At 64.3% G+C, this 12,221-nt stretch carries 6 protein-coding genes; 1 reads left to right on the top strand and 5 read right to left on the bottom strand.

Annotated elements, in window-relative coordinates; genetic code table 11:
- Window positions 1-408 precede the first annotated feature (408 nt).
- The 5 genes from C2865_RS19935 to rmuC all read right to left on the bottom strand — a co-directional run bounded on the left by C2865_RS19935 (window position 409) and on the right by rmuC (window position 10,074).
- Window positions 409-3,627, bottom strand: coding sequence for a type I restriction endonuclease subunit R (locus tag C2865_RS19935; RefSeq protein WP_106399973.1), 3,219 nt, complete (start codon window positions 3,625-3,627; stop codon window positions 409-411).
- Complete coding sequence (locus C2865_RS19930; RefSeq protein ID WP_332873377.1) at window positions 3,624-4,406, bottom strand: restriction endonuclease subunit S; 783 nt, start codon at window positions 4,404-4,406, stop codon at window positions 3,624-3,626. The genes C2865_RS19935 and C2865_RS19930 overlap by 4 nt, the downstream gene beginning before the upstream one ends.
- Before the next feature lie 346 nt (window positions 4,407-4,752).
- Window positions 4,753-6,375 carry a class I SAM-dependent DNA methyltransferase gene (locus C2865_RS19925; protein WP_106399971.1) on the bottom strand — a complete coding sequence of 541 codons (1,623 nt, stop codon included), beginning with the start codon at window positions 6,373-6,375 and terminating at the stop codon, window positions 4,753-4,755.
- A 14-nt stretch (window positions 6,376-6,389) separates the two neighbouring features.
- The gene (locus C2865_RS19920) at window positions 6,390-8,426 is read right to left on the bottom strand and encodes a DNA methyltransferase family protein (RefSeq protein WP_106399970.1); all 2,037 of its coding nucleotides are present in this window, start codon (window positions 8,424-8,426) and stop codon (window positions 6,390-6,392) included.
- 82 nt (window positions 8,427-8,508) lie between these two features.
- Entirely contained in the window at window positions 8,509-10,074 is a 1,566-nt protein-coding gene (gene rmuC / locus C2865_RS19915) for a DNA recombination protein RmuC (RefSeq protein ID WP_198653439.1), read from the bottom strand.
- 359 nt (window positions 10,075-10,433) lie between these two features.
- Between rmuC and C2865_RS19910 the strand changes: the two genes are divergently transcribed.
- Complete coding sequence (locus C2865_RS19910; RefSeq protein ID WP_106399968.1) at window positions 10,434-12,116, top strand: DUF6119 family protein; 1,683 nt, start codon at window positions 10,434-10,436, stop codon at window positions 12,114-12,116.
- Window positions 12,117-12,221: the final 105 nt, after the last annotated feature.

Raw genomic sequence — 12,221 nt, 5'->3', positions numbered from 1 at the left:
GCAAACGTAGCGCAGCCGCCAGTAGCCCGGATCATTCGGATCCTGGCTCGGCAGGGAGGCGGTGCTGAAGCCTCAGCTTCCGCACCGCCTCCCTGTCACCGTGGTAGATCGTCTGCCAGGGTGGCAGCAGCCGTCGGCGCATCCGGCCTGCACCCAAGTACCCCAGCATGTCGATGATCTCCCAGCGATGGAAAGCTTTGAGAACAGCTTCACGAGTGGTTGCGCGACGTACACAGGAGGTGCGGAATCAACACGATCAAGGAACACTTGGTCCTCAGCGTGATCGGCTACCCGATCTCCCCCGCACTCTTCTGTGCCAGCGATCGCCGGTCGCTGGCACAGTTCTTCCGTGACGCGAGGATCAAAGTCGGCCAGCCCATTGATGGCGACTACGTCGAGCGTGTGTCCTCAGCTCTCCTCGTCTTCGTCGCTGGCCCGGTCACGGGCCCACTCGTCGGCGTAGGTTTCCATCTGTTCGAGGACACGCTTGATGGCGTCGGGCTGGGCATCCGGCGGGTAGCCGTGTCTGGCGAGGAGGAGTTTGATGGTGGCCCGGAGCTTCGCGCGGACATCATCCCGGTAGACCCAGTCGGTCTTGGCGTCGCGCTGGACGATGCGGACGAGGTCCCGGGCGATGTCGGCCAGGGTGTCGTTGCCCATAACGTCGAGCGCGGACTGGTTGGCTGCGACGGCGTCGTAGAACGCCAGCTCGTTGCTGTTGAGCGGGGGTGAGAAGTCCTTGCCTCGGTTGGCCTCCGCAGAGATCTCCTTCGCCATCTTGACGAGAGCGTCGATGATCTCAGCGGCGGTCAGGTTCTGGTTGGTGTACCTGCGCATCAGCTCCAGCAGCCGGTCGCTGAAGCTCTGCTGCCGGACGAGGTTGTGCCGGGTGACCTCGCGCATCTTCCCCTCGATGACCCGGCGCAGCGCCTCGATCGCGAGGTTGGGGTTGCGGGCATCGCGCATGCGCTGCAGGAAGTCCTCGCTGAGGTTCGACAGGTCCGGCTTCTCAATGCCGGCCGCACCGTAGATGTCGATGATCCCGTCGGATTCGATCGACTCCTGGGTCAGCCGTCTGAGGTAGAGCTCGACGTCCTTGGGGATCGGCAGGCCACGGGCCCGGCGTTCCTCGGCGTCGAACTTCGCCATCCAGACGCGCACCGCGACGAAGTAGGCGATGTCGTCGCGGTAGCCGCTCAGGTCCGTGGCGCGGGAGCACAGCGCGTACAGCCGTTCCAGCTTTCCGGATGCGGCCCGGAACCGCTTGGGCAGGGGATCGACGCCTTCCTCGACCACCAGGTGCCGGGGGTCGCGAAGGTAGTTGACCGCGCCGGTGACCGCGTGGATGAACGCGTGCGGTGACGGGGACTTCAGCTTGGCCCGCCAGTCGTAGCCGTGCAGGATCCCGTTGCCGATGACGTCGTGCAGGTTCTTGACCTCGTCGATCGCCCGGTCGAGGTCCTTGCCGAGCGGCCGGTTCTGCCTGTCGTCCGCGCTGTACTCGGCGATCGCGGCCATCAGGTTCTCCGCGATGGGGGCGGTGCCAACCAGCAGGCCCGCCGGCTTGCCGCGGAACGTGCGGTTTACCCGGGCGAGGGTCTGCATGAGCTGCGCGCCCTGCATCGGCCGGTCCAGGTAGAGGGTGTGCAGGGGCGGGGAGTCGAAGCCGGTCAGCCACATGGATTGGACGATCACCAGCTCGATCTCGTCGTCCGGATCCGTCATCCGGGTCTTGATCGCCTTGACGGCCGAGGGCCGCCGCACATGCCTGGCGACCTCGGGGCTGTCCTTGGCGGGGTTCCCCGTGTAGACGACCTTGATTTTTCCTTCCTCGTCACGGTCGGAGTGCCAGTCCGGCTTTATAGCGATAATTCGCCTGTAGAGGTCAGCGCAAATGTCTCGGGTGGCGCACACGATCATGCCTTTGCCGCGGACGCCGATGAACTTGCGCATCTGCTCGGCGCGCTCGTCCCAGTGTCCGACGACGAACTCCGCCAGCTCCTGTATCCGGTCGTCGGCGCCGTACACGGTGTTGAGGACCTGAACGTTGCGGCGCAGCCGTTCCTTCTCCGTATCGTCCATGCCGGCCATGGCCTCGTCGGCCCGCTCGTCGATCTCCTCGGGGTCAACGTCACCGATCAGGCCCACCGTGATGAGGTGACTCTCGTAGTAGACCGGCACGGTTGCCCCGTCCCGGACGGCACGCGACAGGTCATAGGTGTCGATGTAGTCGCCGAAGACCTCACGGGTGTTGCGGTCAGCCTTCGAGACCGGCGTCCCTGTGAAGGCGATCATCGTGGCGTTCGGCAAGGCGTCACGCAGGTGCCGGGCGTACCCGTCGAGGTCGTCGTAGTGGCTCCGGTGCGCCTCGTCCACGATCACGATGATGTTGTGCCGGTCCGACAGCAGGGGGTGCTTAACGCCCTCCTCTTTCTCGGCCTTGGTCTTGCCGAACTTCTGCAGCGTAGAGAAGATGATGCCGCCCGCGTTACGGCCCAGCAGCGCGCCGCGCAACTCATCGCGGGTGGCGACCTGGACGGGCGGCTCCGGCAGCAGCTCGCTGGAGGCGAACGTGCTCCACAACTGGTCGTCGAGGTCCATGCGGTCGGTCAGGACGACGACCGTCGGGTTCCCCAGGGCCGGGTGCCGCATCACCAGGTTGGTGTACAGCTCCATCTCCATGGACTTGCCGGAGCCCTGCGTGTGCCAGACCACACCCGCCAGCCCGTGGGAGCGAACGGCTTCGAGGGTCCTGTCCACCGCCTTCTCGACCGCGAAGAACTGGTGCGGCTTGGCGATCCGCTTGATCAGACCGTCCTTGCCCTCGGCGAAGGCGACGTAGCTCTCCAGCAACCCCGGGAACCGCCCCAGGTGGAATAGGCCGTGCAGGAGCAGGTTCATCGGAAGATCCAGCAGGTCTTCCCGGGTCGCCCACTCCCGCACCTCGTTGCCGTTATCGTCGACGTTCCAGGGCGCGTAATGCTCGAAAGGAGTGAAGGGGGTGCCGTACGCGGCGGTGATGCCGTCGGTCGCCACACAGGCCATGACGGAGCTGAACGCCATCGGGAACTCGGCCACGTAACGCATGAGCTGAGCGTGCGCCCCGCGCAGATCGGCGTCCTCCGCCCCGGCCTTCTTCACCTCGAGCACCGAGACCGGCAGCCCGTTGCAGTACAGCACGACATCGAACCGCCGCCGGTGATCCCGGTCCTTCACGATCACCTGGCTGACCGCGAGGTAGTCGTTGTTCACCTGGTTCTTCAGGTCGATCACGCGGATAGTCGGCGTGTGCTCTACCCCGTCGGCGCCGGTATATGTGATCCGCAGCCCCTGGTCCCGGGCCACCAGAATGTCGTGGATCCGCTTGTTCTCAGAGATCGCGTCCCGCGAGGCGGCGGAGACCACCCGCTGCACAGCCTCCTCGACCGCATGCGTCGGCAGCCCCGGATTCAGCCTCGCGACCGCCTCCCGCAGCCTCCCGTACAGCACAAGATCGACCCACGACTTCCGCTCCCCCGACCCGGGCGCCACCGACGCCCCCGCCACCGGCTGCCACCCCAACTCCCCCAAGGTCTCCAGCGCGATCGCTTCCCACTCCGCCTCAGACAGATCCCGAAGCCCGCTCATACCGCCTCCTCCACCACCCTCTCGGCATCCTTGACCCGGATCTCCCCGGACATCAGCTTCGGCAGCAGCGCATCCCGCAGCTCCATGAGACTCCGTGACTCCTCCTCCGCTGCCTGCTGGCGTTGCAACATCGGTCGAACGAATTCCACGAAACGCGTCACTGAATCTGTCTCCGGAAGGGAGACTCCAAGAGAAAGCGCAGTCTCGCGATTCAGCCCCGGGATCGCCGAGTCACCGACGACTCCTCTGAGATCGACACGCTGCAGCAGGAAGAAGAGGTATTCGAGCGGGAGTCCCTCCCCCTTGGACTCGACATAGAACGCCGTATCGATTGGCCAGAAATCTTTCTGTGACCATGAAACGGATCCCGCATTCGCCCCCTTCCTCCCGATGATGATCCCCGGCCCTGACACAAGCGGAGTGTCATGCGACCCGGAAATCCCATTTCCCCCGAAGACCGGAACATCTCCTGGAGTACGGTCGGTAGCCTTCAGAGCTTTTCCGTACCTAAGCTCGATCACCTCTGAGAGTTTCCGAACCCTCGACACATCCCAGTGCAGGACATCCGAGTAACACCGCAACAAAGAGCTAGACACTTCCCGGATTCGATCATTTACAATGATCTTATCATCAAGTGATCCAAGAATTTGAGAAACCGCATCCTGGACGGAAATCTGAGGTAGTACACCGAGGTCGAGGCGCCGAATATCGGCGACATTCAGATGCGCCACAGTCGACCCCTCAGATCGCATCCGCATAAGCTCCTGAATTTCAGGCATAAGAAGGCGGTAGTGCAGATAACGCGGCGAGACAAGTTGCCGATCCGGGCGCAGCAAGACCGTTCGCTGACCAAGGCAAATCGGGGTCTCACCGTCAACCAACCCGACTTCACCAACTGGAGCTTCGCGGGCAAGAATGATGTCGTTTCGCTGCGGTATTGCACGAGCGGTCCAAGCTTCATATGTCACCCGATCAACACGCTTGGCACTATCATAGACAATCCGACCCATTCGCAGGTTCGGCGTACCTATAGAGTACCCATATTCGCTTCCTGGAGCCGCTGCTGGGGCAGTTTTGTGCTCGCAATCAACGATCAGCGAGCAGACCGATTCAAGGCTATAACCATTAGACATCGAGACGCTCCATCTGCTCGCGAATAACCTGCTCCAAGCGGGCGGATTCGTCGAAGTGGGCGAAGAGTTCTTTGGTGAGACGGTTGATCTTGTCGGCGATGGGTTCGTCGTCGGTGTCGGCTTGTTCGGCGGCTCCTACGTAGCGGCCGGGGGTGAGGATGTGGTCGTGTTCCCGGATCTCGTCGCGGGTGGCGGAGTAACAGAAGCCGGGGACGTTCTCGTAGGTGAGGTTCTCGGCTCCGGCTGAGGAGGTGCCGCGCCAGGCGTGGTAGGCGTCGGAGATCTTCCTGAGGTCGTCCTCGGTGAGGACGCGCTCGGTGCGGTCGAGCATGGTGCCCATGGCGCGGGCGTCGATGAACAGGACCTGACCCCGGCGGTCAGTGTGGCCGTCGCGGGCGGACTTGTCCTTGGCGAAGAACCAGAGGCAGGCGGGGATCTGGGTGGTGCGGAAGAGTTGGGGAGGGAGAGCGATCATGCAGGAGACCAGGTCGTTCTCGACCAGGTTGGCGCGGATGTCGCCCTCGCCGGATTGCTTGGAGGACATGGAGCCGTTGGCCATGACGACGCCAGCGGCGCCGCGTTCGCCGAGCTTGTAGATGATGTGCTGCATCCAGGCGAAGTTGGCGTTGCCCGCCGGAGGGACACCGAAGCGCCAGCGAGGGTCCTCGGGGTCGCGGTGCCAGTCCGACATGTTGAACGGCGGGTTGGCCAGGATGTAGTCGGCCTTGAGGTCGGGGTGCTTGTCGGAGTAGAAGGTGTCGGCCCAGCGGGAGGACAGGTCGCCGCGTAGGTTGTGGATGGCCAGGTTCATGGTGGCCAGGCGCCAGGTGCGCTCGTTGGCCTCCTGGCCGTAGATGGCCAGGTCGGCAAGGTGGTTCTTACCGCGGTGCTGCTCGACGAACTTCTCGGCCTGGACGAACATGCCGCCGGAGCCGCAGCACGGGTCGTAGATGCGGCCTTTGAAGGGTTCGAGGACCTCGACCAGCAGTTTGACGACGCTGCCGGGAGTGTAGAACTCGCCTCCGCGCTTGCCTTCGGCGCGGGCGAACTTCTCCAGGAAGTATTCGTAGACCTCGCCGAGCACGTCGCGTGCCGTGCGCCCCTGATGGCCGGTGAACTGGGTGTTGCTGATCAGGTCGATGAGCTGACCGAGCCGGCGCTGATCGACGTTGTCCTGGTTGAAGATCTTCTTGAGGGCGGCGCGCAGCGGCGGGTTCTCGTCCATGAGGACCTGCATCGCGGCGTCGAGCAGGACACCAATGCCCGCGCTCTTGGAGTTCTCGGACAGGTAGGACCAGCGGGCCTGCTCAGGCACCCAGAAGACCCGGTCGCCCTCGTAGTAGTCCTTGTCCTCGAGGAAGGTGTCCAACTGCTCTTCGGGGATGCCCGCGTCAAGGATCTTCTTGCGGACCTCCTCCCGCTGTTCCTCGAAGGTGTCCGAGACGTATTTGAGGAAGACCAGGCTCAGGACGAAGTCCTTGTACTGTGCGGCGTCCATGGACCCGCGCAGCTTGTCGGCGGCCTTCCAAAGGGTGTCCTTGATGTCGGAGAGAGTCGGCACGGGCGCGACCCCGGGCAGCTCGCCCTGACCTGCGGGCTTCTTACGCGGCGGCATGGGGAATGCTCCTTCTATCGTTCTGGGTCGAGTGTCAGCGTTCCGTCGCCGAGACCCGTCACTGCGATACGGGCGAACTCGGCCAGGGCGTCGAGTTCGGTCTGCGCGGTGCGTTGCCGCCGTTCGACGTCCGCTAGGACATCATCCAAGTGGCGTGCAACTTCCGCAGGGAGAAGCGGGATCTCGTGGTCTTCGAGCCTGCGCCCCCGGACGGCTCCGGCGGCTCGGCCGCCCGTGGGCGCGTGGTTGAGCAGTGCGGCCAGCACCCGAGGCGTGAGCTGTGGCTCCTTCTTGGGAACCCGGAGAACTCTGGCGGGGAACTCCACGATGGAGAACCCGTTATGGTCTACCTGGGCGGCGAGGAACGGCTTCGTGGTGACTACCACATCGCCGGGCTCGGTCAGGCGCAGCCGCGGCTGGTGCGCCACGTAGTCCGTGTCCACGCCCCAGTGCCTGCCCGTGCCTGTTAGCTCGGGTGATCCGATGATTCGATGCTGGCCGTCCCCGCTGATCGCTTCAGCAGGCACCGGGCGGAACCCGTTAGTCAGTTTGAGACGTCCCGACCTGACGAGTGCCGCGATCGGCTGGGTGACCGGCGGCCGGAAGGGGGCGTGCTGCAGGCCACTCCGCACAGGCTGCCGCTCGATGGCAGCCAGGGCGAAGAGCTCTGACTCCAATTCACGGACCCGGGCGATTCGCAGGGGCACATCCTCACGGTACTGGCGTGGCGTGGGCAATAGCCGCAGGCTGAGAGCGCGCTGGGAGGCGACGAGATCATCGACCTTCGCAGGCCGACAGTAGTCGCGGGTGTGCGCGTCAGCCTGGTAACCGGGCCGACGCCAGGTCACCACGTCCTCAATGAGGGCGGCCGCCAGCCCCCGGGTGAGGGTCCGGTCGGACACGTCGGCCAGGAGAACCTCGTCCCCGGGTTCGCCCGTGTTCGACATCACCCAAAGCGCCGTCGCGTAGCCGGGCCGATAGGGCATCAGCCCCGCAGGAAGGCGGATCACAGCTTCGACCATGCCGCTGCGCAGGGTCGCGTCCCGTGCTCGTTTGGCGTCAGAGAACGGTTTGAGGGCACCCGCCAGCACGTCGTCGGGTCCCAGCACGATCGCGGTCTCCCTAGGGGCCAGTCCGATCGCGATCTCGTCGAGTCTCATGAGCATGCTGGTCGCTGAGCGGTCCTCCGCCGGCTGGTAGGGGAAACGGGTCACGATGACGCCCGGCCCTGTCTCCTCGTCCGTGGGGCCGTCCCCGTCGAGCAGTCGGGCACCGACGCCGTGGACCGTGAGGCGGCGCAGGGCCAGCCTTGCCGCCCATTGTTCGTCCTCGGCTAGGGCGAAGTCGATGAATCCGACCTCCCCCACTTGGTCGACCGCAGCTATCAGGAGATCTCCTGGCCCCGCATGGGGATCGGTGACGCGGACTACGCCCAGCGTCCGCGCCAACTCCCGTGCCCCGGACAGCTCGACCATCAGACCGACCAGTTCGGGGGCGAGCACGTCCTGCGACAGCCACAGTGCACCGAGCCGGTTCCGCTTATCCATGAGACGCTCGATGGCGTTCCGACAACCCCAGGCCGCTTCGACGAGGTCATCGGCGACCCCGGCCAGCCCTAGGTCCGGCAGCCGCTCGATCTCGGATCGCACCATCGCGTCGGCGGGGTCGTGTTCGGCCGCGAGTGCCGCAAGTCGCGCCCTCAGACCAGGCTCCCCATCGTCGAGCGGCTCGTCGCCGTTGAGGTGACGCAGGCAGATCAACGCCGTCAGCAGGACCACCAACTCCTGGCCACCGGTCTCCTCCGCCAGCCGCGCGAGCGCGTAGAGCCGCAGGTCAGGATCTACCTGGTCGCGCTTCGCGCGGCCGGTCTCGATGAGCCAGTCAGCGACGTCCTGACCGTTGAACACGGGGACCGCGTGGCCGTCCGGCACGGGTGCGGGGAACTCGGGGTGGCGGCGACGCCAGGTGCTGACGACCTCTCTCTGGACCCCAGCCAGCTCTGCGATCTCCGCCATCGTCATGAGAAGCGGCTCGCTCCGCATGTCGATCATCGTCAGTACCTCCCCTCACCCACTTGAAATCCTAAAAGATGATCTAATTTACAGGAAGCGAATTCCCCGATAAGGGGGATTATCAGCTATCCGCCATGCGGATTTCTGACTCCTCCACGAGGAGGTCGACGGCATCGGCGGCGGCCTGGACCAGCTCGGGACTGCTGAGACGGCGCGGGGTCCTCAACACGGTCTGGAGCGGCTTGAGCTGCTCTTCGACGACCTTGAGCTCGTTGAACTTGCGGGCGCTGACCATGACGCGGCCTTCCAGGGAGCCGATCACGGCGTTGTAGTCGCGCACAGACCTGTCGAGGGAACGGCCGAGCTTATCGACGTGCCCGCCCAGGATGGAGAGACGCTCGTGGAGCTCCCGGCCCAGGTCGAAGACCTGCTTCAGGTTGTCGGCCAGAGCCGCCTGGGTCCAGGCGTAGGCCACAGTGCGCAGCAGGGCGATGAACGACGTAGGCGTGACGATCAGGACGCGCCTGGCAATGGCGTCCTCCAAGAGCGTAGGGGAATGCTCCAAGGCCGGCACGAGGAAGGCATCGCTCGGGAGGTACATGACAACGAAGTCCGGGGAGGCGAAGCGGCGGAAGTACTCCTTGGCGGCGAGGGCGTCGACGTGCTTGCGGACCTGCTTGGCGTGCCGTTGCCAGTGGTCGGCGACCTCGGCCTCCTCTGTCGCCTGGGTGGCGCTTAGGAAGGCGTCCATCGAGACTTTGGCGTCGACCACCACGTGCTTGCCGCCCGCCAGCTTGACGACCATGTCCGGCCGCTGGTCCTGGCCGTCGCCCGGGGTGTAGACCTGGAGGTCGAACGTGCAGTGCTCCAGCATTCCCGCGGCCTCTGCGGCGCGCCGCAGCTGCATCTCACCCCAGCTGCCGCGGACCTGTGGCTGCTTCAGAGCCTGGACTAGGCTGGTGGTCTCCTGCCGGTTGCGGACGCTCTCGGCGGTCAGGCCGATGATCTCCTGGCTCAGCCTGGCCTCCGACTCCGTCCTAGCCGTGTCGAACTCTCTGAGCCGGCGCTCCATCGCTGCGAGCTGCTCATGCACGGGCCTGCTGGCCTCCGCCAGGGTGGTCCCAGCGGTGGCGACGAGCTGCTCCTGGGAGAGCTTCAGCATCTCGGTCACCATGGCGCGGAGCGTCTCCTCCTGGAGCCGGTTGTTCTCCTCCCGAACCTGGTCGAGCTCCCTGTACTTGGCTTCGAGGGCGACCGCGCGCTCGGTCAGCGCTTGCTTCTCCACAGACTCCTCGGCGATCACGCGCTTGAGCTCCTGGCTCTCCTCGTGGAGCCGTGCCTCGCGGGCCTGGGCGGCGGAGATCTGCTGTTCGGCAGCTCGGAGCTGCCGCTCGGTCTCCTCCGACCGTCTGGTCCCATCGGCGAGCGCCGCGTGCAGCCGTTCGGCCTCGGCCTCTCCGCGCTGGAGGTCGGCCCGCACGGAGACGAGTTCAGTGTCGAGCCGGCCGAGCCGCTCGCGCAGGCCCTGTTGTTCAGTCGTGAGAGCCGAGTTGGCCTTCTCCAGCTCCTCGGACCGCCTCGCCGCGTGGTCGCGTTCGGCGCGCAGCTCCTCGGCCTGTCGCCGGGCCTCACGGCTCTGTTCCTCAGCGACCTTCTGCGCGGCGGTCCGCTCGGCGTCACGGCGCATGGACCGGGTCCTGGACCACAAGTGGCCGAGCGCTGCGGAGATCACGACGGCGATGAAAAAGGCGGAGGGAATGACGAAGTCCATATCGGTCGTCCTTTTCGGGGGAATACGGCTGATCGCGGTTGCGGGCAGCGGGGAAGCACGTAATCGCCCTGGTCGGTTGCCTCTCGCAGCGAGGCTCACGTCCCAGTGGTCTCAACCGTAGGAGTTGCTGGATCACTTACAAAGCGATTCTCCCGATAACCCCCCTTATCGAATTCCTTGTGGAACAAAATTCTCACTCCGCCTAGGATTTCGCCTTGTTTCGTCCCGAGACCGAGAAGGTTCCCTTCGTCCCTTTCACACCCCCTGGAGAGAGCATGTGCAAAGCCAACTCAGCGGTCGCGACGACCAAGCCCGAGACCCGGAAGAGCACCATCTACAGGCTCAAGCCCCCTCCTGATGGTGACCTGTGCGCCCTCGTCCGTGCCCACTACCTCGAGAAGGAAGGATTCAAGGCCCGCCCCTTCGAGCGCGAGGGCGTCACTGGCCTGCTGGTCACCGGCACGATCGTCCGTGATCGCGCCAAGTGGTGTTCCACTGCCGAAGAACTGACCGGCCTCTCCGTCCAGGAGGGGAACAACTCCAGCGCCGGCCTGCTGCTCATACCTACCCAGCGCGCCATCTACGCCATCAGCTACGGCCTGGGGCATCACATGCTCGACTCGTTCTACCTAGACATGGGATTCGGTCTGGAGTTCGGCACTCGGTGCCTGGACTCCGGCCGGATCAAGCTCGTGCGCCAGCAGATCATGGATGCTCGCGGTCGCACCGAGGAGAACACCACAACCCTGGGTGAGAGCATCGAGGACTTCGGCATCGACCAATTCGGTTCCATCTTCACCAAGATCAGCGGGACGGTGTCAAAGGAAGCTCTCACCCATCTCGGTGACGGTGCCCGCACCGTCACCGTTTCCTGCAGTGATAGCAACATCAAGCTGCCGATGGCCACGAGCTGGGCCGAATTCCGTAACGACCTGCAGGTCATCGAGGATGTGTGTTCGCGCCAGAATCCACTGCCCGAACTCGACTTCATCGACCGCGTCCACCCGTTGACCAAAAAGACCGAGCTTGTAGAGCAGTTGAACAAGGAGCTGGATGCGTTGCTCGCTGACCCGTCCAGCTCACGGCTGGCGCTCGCCGTCCCGAGCGAATGCCTCGATGGGTTTGACAGCGCGCAAGCGTTCCAAGTGACAAAGGGAAAGCGTGTCCACCAGGTCGACGAGCTGAACCTGAACGCGCTGCTGGAGTTCGTGCACGATCGTGCCAGCGGGACGCGGATCGACGTGCTCAAGAGCGTTCAGGTCCAGATGTTCAGCGATGCTGAATGTGACACACCCGCTAGCGGCCGGGTCGTAGGACACCGGTGGCTCACCGCAGAGGTTTCGCATGGGGCAGGCCGGTACTTCTACCACCAGGGCCGCTGGTACGAGATCGGTGCGGAGTACCTCGAGTCCATCGAGAAGGAACTCACCGAGCTATTCAACCAGAAGTCGAGTGTCGCCATGCCCCCTTGGCCAAAGCGCAAGGCGGGCAGCACCGAAACGTACGAGGAGGGCGCCTACAACGAGGATGCAGCCAAGCAACCCGGCTATATCCTTTTCGACAAGAAGAAAGTTGTCACACAAAAGTTCAAGGGCGGCGGGCTGGAGATCTGCGACCTGCTTGGTCCAGACAATCAGCTGATCTGTGTCAAGAAGGCCGACCAGAGCACTGCCCCGCTGAACCATCTCTTCGCTCAGGGAGTCGTAGCTGTGGAGACCCTGCGCCATGATCGGATAGTGCGCGAGAAGTTCCTGGAGCTCCTGGCCGAGCATGCTCCAGGGCGTGTCGCTTCTGAAGACCTGGGTTCCATCACCCTCGTTTACGCAATCCGACTCAAGGGAGGAGAGAAGATCAACATCAATTCTCTGTTCGCATTTGCTCAGGTGTCACTACTGCGCGCCGTAAAGCGGCTACGGGAGATGGGCGCCCGGGTAGAAATCGTCACCATCACTCGCTGATTCCACGCCTGAGACACCCGGAGCTCCGGACATCCCCATTATGATGGGTGATGTCCGGAATCTTCCAGATACCCCGGGAATCTCAAGTTCACCTATTTTACTCGG

Origin of the sequence: Actinocorallia populi (assembly GCF_002995495.1) — a bacterium.
GTDB lineage: Bacteria > Actinomycetota > Actinomycetes > Streptosporangiales > Streptosporangiaceae > Actinocorallia > Actinocorallia populi.
Note: the sequence above shows the minus strand (reverse complement) of the source record. Positions and strands in the feature narration are given on the sequence as shown.